Source organism: Bradyrhizobium roseum, from assembly GCF_030413175.1.
GTDB classification, from domain to species: Bacteria; Pseudomonadota; Alphaproteobacteria; order Rhizobiales; family Xanthobacteraceae; genus Bradyrhizobium; species Bradyrhizobium roseum.
In genome coordinates this window covers 5299925-5320724 of sequence record NZ_CP129212.1, presented here as the reverse complement: position 1 = coordinate 5320724, position 20800 = coordinate 5299925, and the positions used below count along the sequence as shown (strand labels likewise).

General features: G+C 62.6%; 16 protein-coding genes and 1 pseudogene. 13 read left to right on the top strand and 4 right to left on the bottom strand.

Annotated elements, in window-relative coordinates:
* Positions 1-174 precede the first annotated feature (174 nt).
* The 3 genes from QUH67_RS25325 to QUH67_RS25315 all read left to right on the top strand — a co-directional run bounded on the left by QUH67_RS25325 (position 175) and on the right by QUH67_RS25315 (position 2274).
* On the top strand, positions 175-447 hold the full coding sequence (locus QUH67_RS25325; RefSeq protein ID WP_300942101.1) for a hypothetical protein: 273 nt from the start codon (positions 175-177) through the stop codon (positions 445-447).
* The gene (locus QUH67_RS25320) at positions 437-940 is read left to right on the top strand and encodes a hypothetical protein (protein WP_300942100.1); all 504 of its coding nucleotides are present in this window, start codon (positions 437-439) and stop codon (positions 938-940) included. Before QUH67_RS25325 ends, QUH67_RS25320 begins: the two co-directional genes overlap by 11 nt.
* A 560-nt stretch (positions 941-1500) precedes the next feature.
* Positions 1501-2274, top strand: coding sequence for an alpha/beta fold hydrolase (locus tag QUH67_RS25315; protein WP_300942099.1), 774 nt, complete (start codon positions 1501-1503; stop codon positions 2272-2274).
* Positions 2275-2629: 355 nt separating this feature from the next.
* Here the strand turns inward: QUH67_RS25315 and QUH67_RS25310 are convergent, their stop codons facing one another.
* Complete coding sequence (locus QUH67_RS25310) at positions 2630-3913, bottom strand: hypothetical protein (RefSeq protein ID WP_300942098.1); 1284 nt, start codon at positions 3911-3913, stop codon at positions 2630-2632.
* Between the two features lie 229 nt (positions 3914-4142).
* On the opposite strand from QUH67_RS25310, the pseudogene QUH67_RS25305 reads away from it, so the two are divergent.
* The 4 genes and pseudogenes from QUH67_RS25305 to QUH67_RS25290 all read left to right on the top strand — a co-directional run.
* Positions 4143-5567: pseudogene (locus QUH67_RS25305) on the top strand (IS1182 family transposase); the annotation flags it as partial.
* A gap of 361 nt (positions 5568-5928) precedes the next feature.
* Positions 5929-6342: a CPBP family intramembrane glutamic endopeptidase gene (locus QUH67_RS25300; RefSeq protein ID WP_300942097.1), complete on the top strand. Its 414-nt coding sequence runs from the start codon at positions 5929-5931 to the stop codon at positions 6340-6342.
* 202 nt (positions 6343-6544) lie between these two features.
* Positions 6545-6940 carry a hypothetical protein gene (locus tag QUH67_RS25295; RefSeq protein WP_300942096.1) on the top strand — a complete coding sequence of 132 codons (396 nt, stop codon included), beginning with the start codon at positions 6545-6547 and terminating at the stop codon, positions 6938-6940.
* A 293-nt stretch (positions 6941-7233) separates the two neighbouring features.
* Positions 7234-8457: a Bcr/CflA family efflux MFS transporter gene (locus QUH67_RS25290; protein ID WP_300942095.1), complete on the top strand. Its 1224-nt coding sequence runs from the start codon at positions 7234-7236 to the stop codon at positions 8455-8457.
* A gap of 65 nt (positions 8458-8522) precedes the next feature.
* Here the strand turns inward: QUH67_RS25290 and QUH67_RS25285 are convergent, their stop codons facing one another.
* Together QUH67_RS25285 and QUH67_RS25280 are read right to left on the bottom strand one after the other, a co-directional pair.
* Entirely contained in the window at positions 8523-8948 is a 426-nt protein-coding gene (locus QUH67_RS25285; RefSeq protein WP_300942094.1) for a universal stress protein, read from the bottom strand.
* Positions 8949-9105: 157 nt separating this feature from the next.
* On the bottom strand, positions 9106-9657 hold the full coding sequence (locus tag QUH67_RS25280) for a SixA phosphatase family protein (protein WP_300942093.1): 552 nt from the start codon (positions 9655-9657) through the stop codon (positions 9106-9108).
* Positions 9658-9751: 94 nt separating this feature from the next.
* Between QUH67_RS25280 and QUH67_RS25275 the strand changes: the two genes are divergently transcribed.
* The 5 genes from QUH67_RS25275 to QUH67_RS25255 all read left to right on the top strand — a co-directional run bounded on the left by QUH67_RS25275 (position 9752) and on the right by QUH67_RS25255 (position 17578).
* Positions 9752-11200, top strand: coding sequence for an NAD(P)/FAD-dependent oxidoreductase (locus QUH67_RS25275; protein ID WP_300942092.1), 1449 nt, complete (start codon positions 9752-9754; stop codon positions 11198-11200).
* A gap of 64 nt (positions 11201-11264) precedes the next feature.
* The gene (gene msrB / locus QUH67_RS25270) at positions 11265-11765 is read left to right on the top strand and encodes a peptide-methionine (R)-S-oxide reductase MsrB (protein ID WP_300942091.1); all 501 of its coding nucleotides are present in this window, start codon (positions 11265-11267) and stop codon (positions 11763-11765) included.
* A 188-nt stretch (positions 11766-11953) separates the two neighbouring features.
* Complete coding sequence (locus QUH67_RS25265; protein ID WP_300942090.1) at positions 11954-13762, top strand: flagellar hook-basal body complex protein; 1809 nt, start codon at positions 11954-11956, stop codon at positions 13760-13762.
* A 44-nt stretch (positions 13763-13806) separates the two neighbouring features.
* Entirely contained in the window at positions 13807-15693 is a 1887-nt protein-coding gene (gene flgK, locus QUH67_RS25260) for a flagellar hook-associated protein FlgK (RefSeq protein ID WP_300942089.1), read from the top strand.
* A 7-nt stretch (positions 15694-15700) separates the two neighbouring features.
* On the top strand, positions 15701-17578 hold the full coding sequence (locus QUH67_RS25255) for a flagellar protein (RefSeq protein WP_300942088.1): 1878 nt from the start codon (positions 15701-15703) through the stop codon (positions 17576-17578).
* A 70-nt stretch (positions 17579-17648) separates the two neighbouring features.
* On the opposite strand, the gene flbT is transcribed toward QUH67_RS25255, so the two are convergent.
* Positions 17649-18077, bottom strand: coding sequence for a flagellar biosynthesis repressor FlbT (gene flbT, locus QUH67_RS25250; protein WP_300942087.1), 429 nt, complete (start codon positions 18075-18077; stop codon positions 17649-17651).
* Between the two features lie 308 nt (positions 18078-18385).
* Between flbT and QUH67_RS25245 the strand changes: the two genes are divergently transcribed.
* Positions 18386-20650 (top strand): DUF1522 domain-containing protein, encoded by a 2265-nt coding sequence (locus tag QUH67_RS25245; protein WP_300942086.1) that lies wholly within the window; start codon positions 18386-18388, stop codon positions 20648-20650.
* The last annotated feature ends 150 nt before the right edge of the window (positions 20651-20800 follow it).

Below are 20800 nucleotides of genomic sequence, written 5' to 3'. Positions count from 1 at the left end.
AGCTGAAGTAGACCGGTGGCCGCCTGAAGTCGCGTTTTGACCCATCGCTGCCGCATCCCACGGGCGACGATATGTCGGCTGTCAGGGTTAGACCGGAGAAGACCCGGTGAAATTAATCCTCGCACGGAGAGACAAAGCCGCCGGGGAATACTATCATCGTGAACGAGGACGATCATGAGCACTCTGTCTGACCGGGAAATCGTTCAGTTGACGCGAACTGTCGCGCAAGCGAACAACATTGCCGTGTCCAACGTCTCGACCTCGCCCACTATCGATTGGGCAGGGAACGTGGCCATTGAAATCAAGATTGTTCTGAGCCACGGCTCCTCGGCCGCTGCTATGGGCCAACCTTCTGCCATGACCGTCTCCGACTTGATCCGGCAACTGGCCGACAAGGGCGAAGAACGACTCCCGATCGTGCGATATGAGGAACAGGGTGCCCCCTGATCCCGACGAACTGCTCCAGCAAGCAACCATGCTCGCTTCCCGGTCGGGCGCAACTCAGGCCGACTTTCGGAGAGCTATCTCGAATGCCTATTACGCGGTATTTCATTTCGCTTTGACAACTTTGGCGGACGTCTTTCACGGTGGGCCGGCCAATCGTTCGACCGCCAGTTCGACGAGCAGCTATTCATTGATTTATCGTAGCGTTGACCACTCGACCCTGGCGAAGCTGTGCCGGCAACTCAGTCAGACAAATCCGCAGGGATTGGCCATCGTGCCGAGCGCCGGTCTGGGCCCTGTCGCAGATTTCGCGCGCGTCACCGGTAACCTGCAAGCCCAGCGCCTGTTGGCAGACTACGATCCCAACCGAACCTTTACGGATGTGGAAGCGAAGATTGCTGTATCTGACGCTTATCAGGCCATGACTTGGTTCAATTCGTCCAGCATCGAGCAAAAGAGAGCGTTCCATCTGATGCTGATGTTCAAGCAGCGATAGCAAAATGTTCCAGAGGGAATGACCGTTGCTGGAAGGCGGAAGCAGCCGTTAGGAATGAAGCTGAGCGCTTCGATCTACATGAGCCATCGCGACCGGCCGCGGCGTATCAGCGCCCCAGACGCCGAGCCTGCTGGCGTCCGCTTTTGACGCCTAAGCAGACCAATTCGGGCAGGCTGGCCGAGTCCGGCTGTGGCCCTTAGCTGACGTGGCCGCGGCTAGATCCGATGTCCGTTTCCAATGGAAAGCGGACAAGTAGGGACAGGGCCGCCGCAAGCCCTTTCAATGGCGCCAGTGGAGATTTGACGCACATCGCGGCGCATGACATTCGCGATAGCAAAGTATTGCCATCGCGAGGTGGCTGAGGTTCGACTCGGCAAGTGTCGATGGGAAATAGAGCGCAAGCGTTGCTTGATTCGTGAAATCCGGAACTTGGGCGGTCAACCGAGCAGCGGCGAAGCCGCCACGCGCGCGCAAGAATAGGTGGCGACGGGTTCGTCCATGGCCCCATAAGCCAATCTGGTGCGTTAGTCTAGGGTGTACGGCAACCAAGAAGGCGTAAGATGCACCATATTCAACGCGGCACAGGGCCAAAGCTCCTGCTCATTCACGGCCTTGGTGGAAGTTGGCAATCGTGGTGCACGATCCTTGATGCGCTCAGCGCGCATCGCACTGTAATCGCTGTCGACCTTCCCGGACACGGTGCAACGCGGGTTGAAGGCGATAGCGGAACATTCGTCGGACTGGTCGGCAGCGTCGAGCGCTACATCGTGGACAATGATCTGACGGGGGTCGACATTGTCGGCAGCTCGATGGGCGCACGGATCGTCCTCGAACTTGCACGGCGCGGCGGCGTCGGCAACGTGGTCGCACTAGATCCGGGGGGCTTTTGGCGTGGTTGGGAACGAACCTTTTTCAAGGTCACTATCGGGCTGTCGGGACGACTGCTGCGTGCAATCCGGCCGCTGCTGCCGATGCTTAGCCGGTATGGGGCTTCGCGCACAGCGTTGCTGGCACAATTGTCCGTGCGGCCATGGGCGCTTGACCCGGTGATTGTGGCCACCGAACTGACAGGTCTTAGCAACACGCCGACGTTCGACGCGCTGGTCGACGATCTTGCCCGAGGCCCCGAACAGACTGGGCCAGCCGCGCACTCCCCCGGTCGCGTCGTGATCGGTTGGGGCAGGCGGGATCGGCTCTGCTTGCCCCGCCAGGCGACGCGCGCCAAAGCCGCTTTCCCGTCGGCAGATCTGCACTGGTTCGAGTCCAGCGGCCACTTCCCCGCGTGGGACATGCCCGACGAGACAGTCGCGGTCATTCTTGCCGCAACTCGGTGACCTTCGAATTTCGATCGCGCTGAGAGGGCTCGCCTCAAGCGATGGTGATCGCGGATCAACTGCCATGGGCGGTCGGACTGACAGTTTCCGGTGCGGTCGGAGACGCAGCGTTCCGGTCCAACCAGGCACGAACGGGTTGTCAACCTCAGAACTGCCAAGTCATTTGGCCTCACCGTGCCACCAACGCTGATGGCTCAAGCTGACGAGGTGATCGAATAGGCGGCCGGGCGAATGTTTCTTGTTGGCCCGTTGCTGCCATGTGCGGTTACCGGTCGGATGTCCGGAGTTGAGGGTACACCGGAAGGAAGCGGATGACCGTCAAAACGAAGCGATTGACCCGAAGCAGAAGTTAGCCTTAGCCGCTTACGCGCTGGAGGCGTTCGCGCAGGAATCGGCGCAGCGCCTGCTCAGCTGTCTCGGTTGAAACAGCCGGATCAAAATCGTTGAGCTGTATATCGACTTCCGGATATTGATCGCTGCGTAGCCCGATGGAGCCGCGTGGACCGGCAAAGCGGACAACTGCGTCTTGGTCCGGCTCGGCCGCCTTGGCAATTTCAAGCAGTTTGCGGCGGTCGGTCCACCAGGTTGAGGTTTGCTGCAACGTGATGTCGCGACGGTAGACGGTAACGCTCGGGATAAATCGTTTGCTGCTCAGACCATATTCGTCCGGCATGGTTACGCCGAGATAGGACGGCTTCCCGTCGGGCATCAGCGCGCCCTTATTGGTCTTGTAGTCGTGAAACGGAACGCTGACGCGATAATCTGCAACGATGATGTCCGGCGACGGTAACAAATGCGCCGAACGCAACATCGGCCGGATGTGATCATACATGAGCCGGTGGCTCGTAAATCCGAAGAGATCGGGGCTATGGAAAAAAGCTGCGCCGCAGACCACCGCGAGCAGCCAGATCTTTAGGCCACGGCGCTCATTGGCTTCTTCTCGGCGGGCACGCGCAGCCGATGCGAGATGGGCGGCGGTCGCCAGAAAAGCTCCGAGCAAGGCAGCGACGACCGGCAACCAGTGCGGCACAGCTCCGGCTGCCGACATTCGAACCGTCGACAGACCGAATGAAGAGCGGATTGCGATATAGCCGCCGAGCGCGACGACCAGCCAGAGTACCATCGCGCCAAGATTGGCCAGCAACTCGCGCCGGGCATCGCGCGACCACAGAGGTAAGTCGGCCAGAAACCTACTCACCAGCGTGAAAAATAGCGTTAGCAGCGCGCCGGCGACCAGAGGCGTGCCAAGGGTAATTCCCATCAGAAGCAATCCCGCCGCACCCGAGCCGCCTCGCCCGGCGGCCGCCGTGATCGCGGCCCCGACGACAACGGCGATAAGCTCCCGCATCGCGTCGTTCAGCCAGCCGATCGCGATCGCCGGGGCTGCAAAGCTCGCCATCAACAGGAATGGTAGGCTGTACCAAGGCGTAGTCGCCCGGCGCATCAGGTCCATCAGCAGGAAGCCTGCGATGGAAGCCACCGCGCATCGGGCAACGATGCGGACGTAGTCGACGTCGGGCTCGAAGACTATCCCGCGATATGTGGTCGATTCGCGGAGCGCAAGGGCGACGAATATCAGCGGCACCGTCGCCCATATCCACATCGGCACTTCTTGTTCGCGCTGTCCAATCCGGATCATGACGAGAGACTAGCGGAACCGACCTAAGCAAACGTAAATTGCTGCAGATAACACCTCCGGTTGCGCAATGCCGTTATATTGCGATCGCCGCCCCCTCTTGGGAGGCGTCGCCTTTTGGCCCTCAGCGGACCCTATCTGTCGCCCCGTCCAAGGCCCGCTTGTGACCCTGGCTGTGTGAAAACGCCATTGCGCTGCTATGATTACCTCGATGATTCTCGGGAGAGAATTGATGAGGCGCTTCATTGAAGAGGCGGATCGTGGGCAATCGACGCTGCTGCCCGAATGCCTCGATGATTTCATTGACGAAGGCAACCCGGTTCGGGTGATCGACGTGTTTGTCGATGCGCTGGATTTGGCGGAAATGGGCTTCGATGGGGTGGACCCGGCGGCGACCGGACGGCCGTCGTACCATCCCTCGGTTCTCCTGAAGCTTTACATCTACGGCTACCTTAACCGGGTGCAGTCGAGCCGGCGGCTGGAGCGAGAGGCCGGTCGCAATGTCGAAGTCATGTGGCTGCTGGGCCGGCTCGTGCCTGATCACAAGACGATCGCAGACTTCCGCAAGGACAACGGCCTGGGGCTCCGCAAGGTCTGCGCGCGCTTCGTTGAGCTTTGCCGTGAGATGGGCCTTCTCGCGACGGCGAGCGTTGCCATCGATGGCAGCAAGTTCAAGGCCGTGAACAACCGGGACAGGAACTTCACGCGGGCAAAGGTGGAGCGGCGGCGTGCCCAACTGGAGGAAAGCGTTGCCCGCTATCTGAGCCAGCTTGACACCGCCGACCGGCAGGAGCCGACCGAAGCGCTGGCCGGGAAGGTGACGAGACTCAAGGAGAAGCTGGCGAAGGTGAAGGAGCAAATGGGCAAGCTTGCTGTCTACGAGAAGCAGATGCTGGCTTCGCCCGACCAGCAGATATCTCTGACCGACCCCGACAGTCGCTCGATGGCAACCAGCGGCCGTGGCTCGGGCGTCGTCGGCTACAACGTGCAGGTCGCTGTGGATACCGATCATCACCTGATCATTACCCATGAGGTGACGAACAGCGGCTCGGATCGGGCGCAACTCGCCAATATGGCCAGGCAAGCAAAGGCTGTATTGCAGACCGAGACCCTCGAGGCCGTTGCCGACCGCGGCTACTTCAACAGCCCGGAGATCCTCGCCTGCCACGAGGCCGGCATCACGATAACCCTGCCCAAGCCGATGACTTCGGGCGCCAAGTCGGACGGACGCTTCGGCAAGCAGGACTTCGTCTATTTGCCGGAGGACGATGCCTATCGTTGTCCGGCCGGGGAGCGTTTGCCTTATCGCTATACAAACGAAGAAGCCGACAAGATGCTGAGGCGCTACTGGACCAACGCCTGCAAGAATTGTTCGATCAAATCCCAGTGCACGCCCGGGTCCGAGCGACGGATCACACGATGGGAACACGAGCATCTGCTCGACGCCGTGCAGCAGCGGCTCGATGCGAACCCGCTCGCCATGCGACTACGTCGCGAGACCGTCGAGCATCCGTTCGGCACCATGAAAGCGCGCATGGGTGCGACGCACTTCCTGACCAAAACGCTTCCTAAAGTAGCCGCCGAGATGGCCCTCTCGGTCCTGGCCTACAATCTGACCCGGGTTATGAACATCGTTGGGACCAAGCCGTTGATGGCGCGATCGCGGCCTGAGGCCGAACGGTCCGACCTTCTCTCCGGCTTCTCTGGAATGGGGTTTTTACACGGCCAAGACCCGAAGCGGACGTGCCCGTGCTCGCTAGGCCGTATTGCGGTAAATGTATCAGCCGCGCTAAAGATACACGATGATGGTTCGCGCGATACCCACGCCTCTCTGGTTCGCAGCGGCCCTTTTCCCAATGGTTGTGTCGCAAATTGTAAGACTGCAGCAATCCGATCCGGCGGCATGGATGGTTTGGGACTACGCAGGTCGCCTCGGGGCTTTGGCAGTTCTGTTCGCCATACCTGCTGCGCGAACAATAGCCTTCCGATTTGAACCACTTCGAATACCTCGATGGGAAGTGACCATCTGGATTGTCGGTATTGTTCTCGCGGACCACTATTTGGATGGTTGGATCCGACGCACCATCAATGCGGTCCTACCTGCAACAGTGCTCGCGCCATATCCCGCAGTGCAAGGTTGGCTACATGTCGTCGATATCTTTTTTGGTCTTGGCCTAGTCGCCTTAAGCGAGGAGATCGTATTTCGGCGATGTGCGCGTCATCTGCTCCAGAGTTATTTGGACGACGGCTATGCCTTGGTTCTCGCAACATCTTTCTTGTTTGGAGCCTATCACTGGTGGACGGGTTTCGGGAATATCGGCGTGGCGGTGGTGATAGGTGGCTTGTTGATGATGTTGTACCGCCGATCCGGGGCACTTTGGCCAGCAGTTCTTGGACACTACCTGGCTGACATAGTGAACTTCGCGTTTTGAAAGGTCGCCTTGTGGCCCGTCGCTGCCGAGTCTCTCGGCCGCGAGTATGTCGCCTATCAGGGGAAAACCGGACCTGACTGGGATCAGGCAGAACCGTCTCGATTGACCCAAAGCGAAGCAGGGTTCTTGAACCCGGCAAATCCGTTACGCTCTGGCATAGCGATAGAGTGCTAACTTCGATCCGGTCAGAAGCAGGATGGATATGAGTGAATTAGACCCGACGATCTCAGCGAATGGATGGGCGCTGATCTCCGCTGAAGAGCGAGCTCTGGCTTTTCCGGGGACATTTCAGCTGCCGTCTCTAGCCAAGCGGCAATCATTGTCGCCTGGGGACGCTGCAAAGTTGCTCTTCGATATTGAAACGAAAGAGAACGGCCAAATCATCGACCGAGGCGTTGATCGAATGTGGGTGATCGTCAAGACGAAGACAGAGCACGGCTATCTCGGAGTTCTCGACAGTGATCCGGGACATGCTGAGAACTTGACGCTACGCCCGGGGAGCCAAGTCATCTTCGGACCCCAACATGTAGCCGATATCGGACGGCCACCAAGCAGTTACATTGACGAGAGATACGGTGCTTCCTTCTTTCAAGAATAAGAAAGAGCGTTACGGTGTCCGCTCACGGCCCTTAGCGGCGATCCTATCTTGGTCGCCCGCGCCGGCCTTCAGGTCGAGATCTGACAAAAAGCGCGGACAGCTCCCGAGGTGAAATCACGAGCCTATCATTCTGTTAACATCTGTCAGTTTTTCGCCTTTGGCACAGCATCACCTCCGTCATTCCTATGACGACACCTCGAAGACCATTGCTCAGGATGCAACCGTCCGGCCCGAGCGCCGTGGCAGTGCAGGCGATCCGCTGCGCTTTGAACCAGGCACGGGACACGCAAGCCATGCGCACGGACGTCGTTCTGAGCAAAACGCCTGCCGCGAAACTGCGGCAGCGAACCGCAACCGCCTGCAGGGCGGTGATCTGCGCGTTCGCCGCCATCAGCATCCTGTCGACCAACATTTTTCTGCCTTCGCTGCCGGCGATGGCCGCCGATCTGCGCGTCTCCAGCGCGGCCGTCACGTCGACCATCACGGTTTTCCTGGCGATCGTCGCGGTCGGACAATTGATCGCCGGTCCGTTGTCGGACCGGCTCGGGCGCCGAATGCCGATCCTGATCGGATTGTGCCTCTTCGTGCTGGGCACGATGTGGTGCGCCGTCGCCGGCGACTTGCTGGGCTTGCTGATCGGCCGCTCGATCCAGGCGGCCGGCGCCTGTATCTTCAACGTGCTCGCGCGCGCCATCGCCCGCGATCTGTTCGACGGCCAGGCGCTTGCCGGCACGATGGCGGCGATCACCATCGCGACGGCGGCGGCGCCCGGGTTTTCGCCGCTTCTCGGCAGCGCGCTCGATCATTTGTTCGGCTGGCGCGCCGAATTCGCCTTTGTCGCGGCCTTTGCCATCGGCGCCGGGGCGGCCTATGCGGCGTTCGTCGGCGAGACCCGGCCGGCCTCCGACCGTTTCGTGCGTCCGCTCGGGATCGCCGCCACCTATCTCGGCCTGCTACGCGACGCACGGTTCGCGGCGCCGGCCAGGACCGCCGGTCTGATGATGGCCGGCCTGTTCGCGGTGTTCTCCGCCGCGCCGCGCGTGCTGCTCGAAGGATTTGGTTTGTCGCCGGTGATGCTGGGTCTGCTGTTCGCGGGCGTCGTCTTCCTGGTGTTCGGCGCAGGGATGCTGGCGCCGAGACTGTCGGCACGGTTCGGTCTGCATCGCGCGACGCTGATCGGGCTGGTGACGGCCGCTGTTGGCGGTATCGCGCTGTTGCTCGCGGTCCTGCTCGCGAGGCATTCGCTGCCGCCGTTTCTCGCCGCCGTTTCGATCTTTCTGTTCGGCCTGGGGATCGTGAGCCCGCTGTCGAGTGCGGCGGCGCTATCGCCGTTCGCCGACAGCGCCGGCGCGGTCGCCGCTCTGTTCGGCTTCGCGCAAATGGCCGGCGCGGCCTGCGGCGCGTCGCTCGCCGCGGTCCTCGCCACCGATCCGGCCATCGGGCTTGCCACCGTGGTGGCGCTGACAGCGGTTTTGGCGCTGCTCCTGAATGTCAGGAAAAGTACAGTAAATTCATGATCTTAAGTCTGGAATAGGGCCGTCTCCATGCTACTTTGCATGGGGTTGTTTTCGATGTTTTGAGTCTAGTGCCGCACCACCAGCACCGAGCACGTAGCGTAGCGCACGACATGGCCGGCATTGGAGCCGAGGAAATAGGTCCGCATCGCCGGCCGGTGCGAGGTCATCACGATCAGGTCGGCCTTGATCGCCTCGGCCTCTTCGAGGATCTCGTGGTAGATGCCGCCCTGCCGCACCGCGATAGAGATGCGGGCGGCGTCGATGCCGGACTCCCTGGCCACGATGGCGAGCGCGTCTTCCGACGCCGCGCGCTGCTGGGCGTCGAAATCGGCCGGCACGTATTCGGCCAGCATCGGCGGCGTCATCGGCTGCACGTTGAGCAGGCGCACCGCGCCGTTCCAGGTCTGCGACAGCGTCGCGGCGGTGGCGATCGCGGGCTTGGTCAGATCGGTATCGGCCAGGTCGATCGGCACGAGTATGGATTTGAACATCGGCGCCTCCTGCTTCGGCCATGCCGGCCTGATTTGTCAGGATCGAGGGCTAGGCTCTTGTTGCTCTGATGCATTTTCTTTGACGCGAACTTGTTCTCAATTCGCTTGAATGCGCGTCACCGGGCATAGCACCGCGCGGCTGAGATGTCCGCGCGGCTCAGTCGTCCGGCGCCTGCTTCAGCAGTTTCGGGCTGGTGAATCGCACGAGCTTGCCGCGGCGGAAGGCGACCTCGTTCCAGTCGTCGGTCGCAAAATCCAGCACGGCGACGCCGGCGGTTGGCAGATTGTCTTCTAGTGCTTTCTTCGCCGCCGCGTCGCCGCTGCCGGACAGCATCAGTGCCAGCTCATGCATGCCGGGATTGTGCCCGATCAGCATCAGGTGCGCGGGATCGGTGGCGGCGGCCATCCGGATGATTTGCAGCAGCTGCGCCGGTTCGGCGCCGTAGATTTCGTCGAGCCATTCGGCGCTGGGCTGGGCGACCTGTTCCCGCGCGGCCATGATCGCGTCGCGCGCGATCTCCCAAGTCTGCCTGGCCCGTACCGCGGTGGACACCTTGACGGCGTCGGGCAGCGGCGGATGCCGGCCGATCCAGGTTCCGATCGCAGCGGCATCCAGCCGGCCGCGCTCGTCGAGGCGGCGGTCGTGGTCATGCCCCGACGGCGCGTCGTGTTCGGTCTTGGCGTGACGCAGCAGCATCAAACGGCGCATGGGCGCGATCTCGATTCGGTCTTAGTCTGGACTAATCTACAGGCTCATGTCCCGGATAGGGTGACAAGCGCCGCAGCCGTCCGTAAGAAACGCCATGCCCGAGACTTTCACAAGTGCGACCAACAGCCCCGATGACGCGCCTGTTCGCTCGCGCCTGTCTTTCGACCTGGATGTTGACATTTGCGTGGTCGGAGCGGGGCTTGCCGGGCTGACGGTGGCGCTGGAGGCCGCGCGGCTCGGCGCCAGCGTGGCGGTGCTGGAGGGCCGGCATGTCGGCTGGAACGCATCCGGCCATCAGCTCGGTACCGTGATGCCGGGGTACAGCCTTCCGATCGGCGAACTGATCGAGCGCGTCGGCCTGGAGGACGCGCGCGAATTGTGGGCGCTGTCGAAGGAGGGCGCCGACTACATTCGCGCCACCGCCACCGAGGAGGCGATGCCGGGCATCGCGCTGACCGAGGGCGCGCTGGAAGTCTCCACCGTCGATGCCGGCGACACGCTGATCAGCCGGCTGCAGACGCTGAGCGAGGATTTCGCGACCGAGGTCGAGGGCTGGCAGGTCGATCGCGTTCGCGATCAGCTCAAGACGGGGCGCTATTTCCACGGCATCCATTATCCGCGCGCCTTCCAGATCGACGGCTGCAAATATGTCCACGGGCTGGCCGCGCTGGCGCGGCGGGCGGGCGCGCGCATTTTCGAGGATACGCCGGTCGTCAGCATCGATCCCTCGGGCATTCGCAAGCGCATCGTAACGCCGTCGGCACGGCTGCGCGCCTCGCATATCGTGCTGGCCGGCAACGTTCACCTCGGCGCCCCGTTGCGCCGGCTGTCGGAGACGCTGCTGCCGGTCTGGCGCTACGCGGCGGTCACCGAGCCGCTGGGCGAGCGGCTCGCGCAGGTGATCGCCTTCAGGGGGTCGATCGCCGACAGCGACGGCATCGATCATTTCCGCATCGTCGACGGCGACCGGCTGTTATGGGCGAGCCCGGAAACCACTTGGGAGGCGCGGCCACGCCGTTTCGGGCCCGCCATCCAGCGCCGCATCGCCACGGTCTTTCCCCAGCTCGGCAAGGTCGCGATAGCGGATGTGTTCGGCGGCGCGGTCGGGGTAACCGTGCACGGCATGCCGCAGATCGGGCAGTTGCGCAAAGGGCTGTGGGTCGCCTCCGGTTTTGGCCGCCACGGGCTCAATACCTCGGCGATGGCGGGGCAGGTGATCGCGCGCAGCATTTTGTGGGGCGAGGAACGCTGGAAGCTGTTTTCGCCGTTCGAACTGGTCTGGGCGGGCGGCGCCACCGGCCGCGTTGCCGGCCACCTGATCGGCCTATGGGGGCGGGGCCATTCCGCCGCCGCGGGCGCGCTGGCCCGCTACCGCGAAGGCGCCCGCGCCCGGGAACGCATGCGCGAGGCGCGTTTGGCCGAAGCCAACCGGCAGGCCGGAACCCGGCAGGCCCGTCCGCCGGCCGGGCCGCGCCCGCAGCCGCCGCGGCCGGCCGCGGCGTCCTCGCAGGAAAGTGAGATCATTCGGGACGGTTCGGTGTAACGTCGGCGTGGTTGGGCCGTACCTGATAGCGAACCGTTACGTTCGCCCCGCACGGAGATTTTACATGATGGACCGCCGTATCCTGCTCGCATCCGTGGCCAGCCTGTTTGGCCTCGCCGCTTTCCGCTGGCTGCGCGCCACGCCGGCTGAGGCCGCCGGGAAATTCGAGATCGAAAAGACCGACGCCGAGTGGCGCGCGCAGCTCACGCCGCAGCAGTACGAGATCCTGCGCAAGCACGGCACCGAACGGCCGGGCTCGAGCCCGCTGTTGAAGGAAAAGCGCAAGGGCATCTTTGCCTGCGCCGGCTGCGACCTGCCGCTGTTTTCCTCGGAAACCAAGTATGAAAGTGGCACCGGCTGGCCGAGTTTCTGGAAGCCGCTCGACAACGCCCTTGGCGAAACCAAGGACACGACGTTCGGGATGACGCGCACCGAAGTGCATTGCCGCCGCTGCGGCGGCCACATGGGGCACGTGTTCGACGACGGGCCGCAACCGACCGGTCTGCGCTATTGCATCGACGGGTTCGGGCTGGTGTTTCACCCCGCCGGACCGCAGGCCTCATAGGCAACGCTGCCCGGCAAATGTTGCCCGCCCGGCAAATGTGCCCCGGTCCTTGGACCGGGGCTTTTTTGTCAAGATATTGATATTTCTCGATTTTGTTGCCTGGCACAGCGCTTGCGACATGTTCTCCCGACGCGGCCTCGGTTCCCTGGGAATGGCGAGCCGCCCGTATCGAATGTGGAGAACATGTCATGGGTATCTTCGGCGCACTTACCACCGCGGTCGGCGGCCTCCGCGCCAACTCTTATGCCCTGGAAAACGTCTCGGGCAATATCGCCAACTCGCAGACCACGGCGTTCAAGCGCATCGATACCTCGTTCCTCGATCTGATTCCGCAGACCGCCGTCACCTCCCAGCTCGCCGGCGGCGTGACCACGCAATCCCGTTCCACCAACTCGGTGCAAGGCGACGTGCAGTCGGCCTCGGTTGCGACCTTCATGGCGATCAACGGCAATGGCTTCTTCGCGGTGCAAAAGCCCGGCACCTTCACCGACGGCACGCCGGTGTTCGACGGTGTCGACCGCTACACCCGCCGCGGCGACTTCCAGCTCGACAAGAGCGGCTATCTCGTCAATGGCGCCGGCTACTATCTGCAGGGCGTGCCGATCGACCCGACCACCGGCAACCCATCGGGCAGCTCGCCGCAGGTGCTCCGCTTCCAGAACGACTTCCTGCCGGCGCAGGAAACCACGCGCATCGACTACCGCGCCAACCTTGCCAGCTATCCGTTGACGACCAAGCACGACGTTTCCGTTCCAGGGTCGGAATTGATCGCGCCGGGATCGTATACCGCCGGACGTAATCCGCTGTCTCTCGGCACGCCGCCGGCGCCTTATACCGACACTTCCGTCAGCGGCACTACGCAGAGCAACAAGGCCACGCCGTCGGTTGCAAATACGCTTGCGACGCTGCTCAACGGCGCGGCGCCGAGCGACTCGATTGCCGCCAATTTCATCGCAGGCGACACCATCACGGTCAACGCCCAGACCATCACCTTCATGGCGTCCGGCGCCGTCGGCAACAATCAGATCAACATCGGTGACAGCATCGGAACCTTGCTGGGCAAGATCGACGCGCTGACGGGAACGGCCGTCTCGTCCGGCATCAGCGGCGGTTCGATCACGCTGCATTCCGGCACGGCCTCCGACCTCTCGGTCAGCAGCTCGAACACGGCGGCTTTTGCCGCGCTCGGCTTCACCGGCACCGTGACCGCGACGCGCGGCGGCGGCGGCGGCATCGGCACCGGTCAGGTGATCGGCAACGACAACTCGACGTTCCTCAACGAATCGATCGCGGGTGGCGCGGTCACCACCTACGACGTCTCTGGCGCGCCGGTGAACCTGCAGTTCCGCTGGGCCAAGACCGACAGCTCCACGCTCGGTGCCGGCCATACCGACACCTGGAACCTGTTCTACCAGGTCAACCCCAACGCGACCGGCACCCAGGTCTCCTGGCAGAACGTCAATACCAATTTCACCTTCTCGGCCTCGGGCCAGATGTCGCCGGCCGTTCCCTCGGTCACGCTCACCAATGCCGTGGTCAACGGCGTCGCGCTCGGCAGCCCAGTCATCAATTTCGGCACCGGCGGTGTCACCCAGTTCGCCGACGCCAACGGCAACGTGCAGGTCAACCAGATCCAGCAGGACGGCTTCCCGGCCGGCCAGCTGCAGTCGGTCGGCGTCGGCGCCAACGGTCGCATCGTTGGCAACTATTCCAACGGCCGCAACCTCGACCTCGCCGAAATCTCGGTCGCAACGTTCAACGGCACCAACTTCCTCAAGCGCGTCAACGGCGGCGCGTTCGAGGTCACGGACGGATCCGGACAGGCGCTGTTCGGCAAGTCCGGAACCATCGTCGGCTCCTCGCTGGAAGGATCCAACACCGACATCGCCGACGAGTTCACCAAACTGATCGTCACCCAGCAGGCCTACTCGGCCAACACCAAGGTCATCACCACAGCCAACACGATGGTGCAGGATCTCCTGAACGTGCTGCGATAACGGGCCGCGACGTTCGCGATGCGATTTGAGATGGGCAGTCAGTCATGGGTTTGAGTCAGGCTCTCTCCACCGCAATGTCCGGCCTGCGCGCGACGCAAGCCGCGATCTCGCTGGTCGGATCCAACGTCGCCAACGCGGAAACGCCCGGTTACGTCAGGAAATCGATAATCCAGGTCGCCGGCATGACCGGCGACTACGGCTCGAGCGTTCTGCTCAACGGCGTCGACCGGCAGCTCGATCAGTATCTGCAGACGCAACTGCGAACGGAAACCTCCGGCGCGGCCTATGCAGACATCCGCTCGACATTCCTGCAGAACTTGCAGAACGTCTACGGAAACCCGTCGGAAACCGGCACCATCGAGGATTCGTTCAACAAGCTGCTGACCGCCTTTCAGGGCTTGTCGACCAGCCCGGACTCGCAATCTGCGCGGATCGGCGCCGTCAGCGCGGCGCAGACGATGGCCCAGACGCTCAATGCGGCGACGCAGGGGATCCAGAACCTGCGCGCCAACGCCGAAATGGGCATCAACGATTCCATCGTGACGGCGAACAACGCGATGGCGCAGATCGCGTTCATCAACAATCAGCTGCAGAACAACGGCAAGACCGATGCGGCGACGGCGTCGCTGCTGGATCAGCGCGACCAGTACATCACGCAACTGTCGAGCTTGATGGACATCCGCACCGTCGTCAACGACCTCAACCAGGTGACGGTGTTCACGAATTCGGGCGTCCAGCTCGTCGGCACCGAGGCGGCGCAACTGACGTTCAATCCCCAGGGCACGATCACGCCCAACACGCTGTACAATCCCACCGATCCGACCAAGAGCAACGTCGGCACCATCTCGATCAATTTCCCGCATGGCGGCAGCTACGATCTGGTGTCGACCAAATCGATCCGCTCAGGCAAGATCGCCGCCTATCTCGAGCTGCGCGACAATACGCTGGTGAAGGCGCAGGCGCAGATCGATCAGTTCGCGGCATCGATGGCGAGCGCGCTGTCGGACAAGACGACCGCAGGAACGGCCGCGCCTGCATCGGTGCTGCCGCAGGCCGGTTACGATCTCGATCTGACGGGACTTCAATCGGGCAACGTCATCCACGTCAGCTACAAGAACAATACGACAGGCGTCACGCACAATCTCTCGATCCTGCGCGTCGACGATCCGAGCGTGCTGCCGCTGAGCAACACCACGACGCTCGATCCGAACGATGAGGTGCTCGGCATCGATTTTTCGGCCGGCATGGCTTCGGTGGTTACCCAGCTCAACGCTGCGCTGGGGACGAGCGCCAATCTGCAGTTTTCGAATCCGTCCGGCTCCACGCTGCGCGTACTGGATGACGGCGCGACGAACCGCTCGGACGTACTGGCCGCGTCGGTCACGACGACGATGTCGTCGCTCACCAGCGGCAACCCGCAGTTCGCGCTCTTCACCGACAATGGCGGGCTGTTCACCGGCGCGATCACAGCCAACGGTTCGCAGCAGACGGGTCTTGCCGGTCGCATCAGCGTCAATCTCGGACTGCTCGGCGATCCCTCGCGCGCCGTCATACTTTCCACCAGCCCGTTGACGCCGGCAGGCGACACCACGCGCTCCGACTTCGTCCTGACGCAGCTGCAATCGGGCAATTATCGCTATTCGCCGCAGACCGGCATCGGAACCACCGGCGCGCCGTTTACCGGCACGCTGACTAATTTCGTCAAGCAGTTCATCAGCCAGCAGGGCGAAGCCGCGACCGCTGCCAAGCAGCTGTCCGAAGGCCAGTCGGTGGTGCTCAATACCCTGCAGAAGAAGGTGACCGATGCCTCGGGTGTCAACATCGACGACGAGCTGGCGCATCTGCTCGCGCTGCAGAACGCCTATTCCGCCAATGCACGCGTCATGTCGTCCATCAAGCAGATGTACGACACGCTGATCCAGGCCATGTGAGGGTATCATGTCGATCGACGGCGTTAACGGCAGAACATCGTATATCGGGACTTCGATCCTCAATATTCGCGCGCAGCTCGACGATCTGACGCAGCAGCTCGCCAGCGGCCGGGTCTCGACGACCTATTCGGGACAGGGCGCCAATCGCGGCTTTGCGCTCAGCCTGCGCGCGCAGGTCAGCAGCATCAATGCCTATGCGGACACCGCGACCAACGTCAACACGCGGCTGAACGTCGTCAACCTTGCGCTGCAGGGCTTGTCCGACATCGGGACGTCGGTGAAGAAGGCGGCCGGTACGTCGACCATCGTGCTCAACGACAACGGTCAGACTTCCGGCCAGATCACCGCACAGGCGGCGTTCTCGAACGCGGTGTCGCTGCTCAACAGCCAGACCGGCGACCGCTATCTGTTTTCCGGCCGGACCACTGATACCCCGGCAACGGTGGCAGCCGACGTCATGCTCGACGGTATCGGAACCCAGGCCGGGCTGAGGCAACTGATCAACGAACGGCGCCAGGCCGACCAGGGTGTCGGCAATATGGGCCATCTGACCGTCGCGTCGCCGCCATTGACGACCACCGTGACCAGCCTGACCGAAGATGGCTCGTCGTTTGGATTGAAGCTCAGCTCGGTCAGCACGTCGCTGACCGGGGCGACCGTCACGCAGCCGACCGGCACGCCGCCTTCCATCACCGTCGATCTCGGCGCCGTCAATCCGAACGATGGTGAAAGCGTCACGTTCAACTTCAAACTGCCGGACGGAACCAGCGAGCCCATCGTGCTGACCGCGACAACGAAGAATCCGCCGCCGTCAGGCTCGTTCCTGATCGGAGTTGATACCGCCGCAACCACGACGAACCTTCAAGCCCTGCTGACGTCCTCGATCCAGACGCTGAGCGATACGTCGCTGGTCGCTGCATCCGCGATCGCGGCGTCGAACAACTTCTTCAACCCGTCGGCTACCGTTACGGGCACTGCGGTCAACAACCAGGCCGGTACACCGGCGCCGATCACGGGCGCTACACTGCTCTCGGGCGCTTTAGGAACGGACTCCTTGGCCGCAAGCTTTGCGGCGGGCGATACGATCACGGTCAACGGTACGCCGATCACCTTCGTGGCTTCGGGTGCGACCGGCAACCAGCTCAACGTCACCGACAGCGTGCAGTCGCTGCTGGCGAAGATCGATTCGATCACCGGCACCAATACGCCGTCGACCGTCACCGGCGGCGTGATTGCGCTGCACGGAGGCGACGGCGATGCATTGGCAATTTCCAGTTCGAACGCGGCAGCCTTCGCCGCGCTGGGCTTCAGCGGCACGGCGAGCGCAAATCCGGCCCCGCTGCGTGTCAACGGTCCGCCGTTCGCCACCGCCACCAATCTGATCGGCGGCACGTCCGCCAACACCGTTTCCTGGTACACCGGCGAAATCGGCACTGATTCGCCGCGCGGCACCGCGATCGCCCGCATCGACCAGTCGATCACGGTGCAGTACGGCGCGCGCGCCAACGAGCAGGCGTTGCGCTATCAGTTGCAGAATATCGCGGTGTATTGCGCGGTCACGACCAACTCCGCCAATCCGAACTCGAAGGGGCAGGTCAACGCGCTGCAGCAACGGATTTCGGCAAACCTCGCGCCGCAGACCGGCCAGCAGTCGATCCAGGATATGCAGGCGCAGTTCGCCGGCGCGCAGAACGCGATCAAGGCTTCGACCGATCGCCAGACACAACTCAAGGGAATGGCGCAAACCATGCTCGACCAGATCGAGGGCATCAACCAGGACGAGGTCGCGACCAAGGTCCTGGCGCTGCAGACCAGCCTGCAGGCCTCGTATCAGACCACGTCGATGCTCTACCAGACCACGCTGACCAAGTTCCTGCCGGTCTGAGGATAATTTTTCGGGCAAAAATGAAAAGGCCTCCGTGAGGAGGCCTTTTCATTTGGAAGCGATGCAATCGCTATGCGGACTTGCGATCGAACTCGTCGAGGGATTGCATTTTTCGGGCGCTCGCCAGGATCTGCTCTTCGTGGCCGATCAACTTCTTCGATTCCTTCAGCGCATGGTAGAGATCGCCGTTCAGGATGAAGTTGTTGATCCCTTCGATGAAGGGCCACGCACTCGGCATCGTGGTGAGGATATCGCGGACCAGGCTGAAATAGGTCGGATGATGCGCCATCGGATCCGGCGACAGGTACATCAGCTGCACGGCGAGGTAGACCAGTTTTGCCGGCGTGTCGGCGGTGTCGGGCGTGAGGATATCCTTCTCGCGCAGGATCGGAATCCGGTCGCCGTCGATCAGCAGTCTGGCGCGCTGATCGGTATTGGTGACCACACAGGCGCCGATGATGATTCGCTCGTGCGGTTTGAGCTCGACTTTCAAGGCCATGCCTGTTCTCCGTTTGACGCTTTTCGCGCGTTGTCTTGCCCGCCGGCAGAGTCGCATCCTTTCCGATGATGGTTAACCAATGGTGAACGTGCGATTTGTGCCCATTTCACGGGGCTTTCTGCCAACGGCCCGTATGAATACGGGGGGCATCCTGATCCGGCCGATTAATTTGAAATTCACCGTCTTTAAGGGCGCCTTATCCGGCCAGATTCATTTTTTCTTAGAGACTTGGTTTCAGAGTGAGCTGTCGCCTGATCGCGAGGTCGGGTAGTGGCTTGTCTTAATTTCACACCAGAAAGGTATGAAAGATGTCCGGTATTGTTCTTTCAGCTTCGGTTCGCCAGAACCTTCTCTCGCTGCAGTCGACCGCCGACCTGCTGGCGACCACGCAGAACCGACTTGCTACCGGCAAGAAGGTCAACACCGCCCTCGATAACCCCACCAACTTCTTCACCGCGCAGTCGCTCGACGCGCGCGCCGGTGACATCAACAACCTGCTCGACGGCATCGGCAACGGCGTGCAGGTGCTGCAGGCCGCCAACACCGGCATCACCTCGCTGCAGAAGCTGGTCGATACCGCCAAGTCGATCGCCAACCAGGCGCTGCAGAGCGCGGTCGGCTACTCCACCAAGTCGAACGTCTCGGCGACCATCCCCGGTGCGACCGCGACCGACCTGCGTGGAACCACGACCTATACCAGTGCGACGGCGACCTCCAACGTGCTGTTCAACGGCACGGCCGGCGGGACCACGCCAGCCCTTTCAACCACGACACTCGGGGGCGTTTCCGCCTCGCTGGTCGGCACTGCCGCGACGGCTGGTGACGGCACCACGGCGCTCGCCGCCGGCATCACCCTGATCGCAAGCGGTCCAGCCACCGCGACCGGCTTGTTGGGCAATGCCCAGCCGACCGATGGCCAGACCCTGACGGTCAACGGTAAAACGATCACCTTCAAGTCGGGCACGGCCCCGGCCGGAACGGCTCTTCCCGCCGGCTCCGGCGTTTTGGGCAATGTCGTCACCGACGGCAATGGCAACTCTTCGGTTTACCTCGGGACCACCGGCACGCCGCTCGGCACCGTGGGCGATCTCTTGACTGCGATCGATCTTGCCAGCGGCGTTCAGAAGGCCGTGATCAACACCACGACCGGCGTCGCGGCGTTCTCCCCCTCGTCGGGCACCAGTGGCGCGATCGCTGCCGGCGTTGTCACCTTGACGACCGGTACCGGCGCTGACCTCAGCATCACCGGCAAGGCCGACCTGCTGAAGGCTCTCGGTCTGACGACTTCAGTGGGCGGCGGTGACGCCACCGTGACGAGGGCGCGGACGACCGCTGCCTCGACGCTCGGCAGCCTGATTGAGGACGGCTCGTCGCTGATCGTCAACGGCAAGACCGTCACGTTCAAGAACGCTGAGGCTCCGTTGGCTGCGAACGTGCCCACCGGCTCCGGCGTTACCGGCAACGTCGTCACCGACGGCAGCGGCAACTCGACCGTCTATCTGCAGGACGCGACGCTCGCCGACACGCTCACCGCGATCGATCTGGCCACGGGCGTCAAGACCGCCGCCAACGTCGGCGGTACGGCAACGTTGACGACTGTCGGCACCCCCTCGTCGATCTCGGCGAGCGGCGTGCTGCAGATCAGCACCGGCACCACGGCCGACCTGTCGATCATCGGTACCGGCAACGCGCTTTCCGCGCTGGGCCTGACCGGCAACACCGGCACAGGAACCAACTTCACCGCAGGCCGCGCCGCGGCGCCGGGCAGCCTGTCCGGCAAGAACCTGACCTTCACCTCCTTCAACGGCGGCACGCCGGTCAACGTCACGTTCGGCGATGGCTCCGGCGGCACGGTCAAGACGCTCGACCAGCTCAACGCCGCTCTGCTGGCCAATAATCTCAACGCTACGATCGACTCGACCGGCAAGCTGACGATCACGACTACCAACGACTATGCTTCGTCGACCCTCGGTTCGGCGCAGGCGGGAGGGGCGATCGGCGGTACGCTGACCTCTGCGATCAGCTTCACGACCGCAGCGGCTCCGGTGGTTGACATATCCGCGCAAGCGGTTCGCAGCAACCTGGTGACGCAGTTCAACGGCATCCTGTCACAGATCACCACGACGGCGCAGGATGCGTCGTTCAACGGCATCAACCTGCTCGGTGGCGATCAACTCAAGCTGACGTTCAACGAAACCGGCAAATCGACGCTGAACATCACCGGCGTCAACTTCGATGCGACTGGTCTCGGCCTGGCGAATCTGGTCAGCGGCACCGACTTCATCGACAACTCCGCGACCAACAAGGTGATTGCCAACCTGGCTTCCGCTTCGACCCTGCTGCGCTCGCAGGCGTCTGCCTTGGGTTCGAACCTGTCGATCGTGCAGATCCGTCAGGACTTCTCGAAGAACCTGATCAACGTGCTGCAGACCGGTTCGTCGAACCTGACGCTGGCCGACACCAACGAGGAAGCGGCGAACAGCCAGGCGCTGTCGACCCGCCAGTCGATCGCGGTGTCCGCGCTGGCGCTGGCCAACCAGAGCCAGCAGAGCGTGCTGCAGCTGCTCCGCTAAGCGGTACGTCGACTTCAACGATCAGACGGCGGGGGAAACCCCGCCGTCTTTCGTTTCGGGTAACGCATTTTTCGGACGAGAAAACGCTGGCATGAATAAAGGGATCGAAGCGGATAATTTGGGCTTCGAAATTAATTCCATGGGAACTTG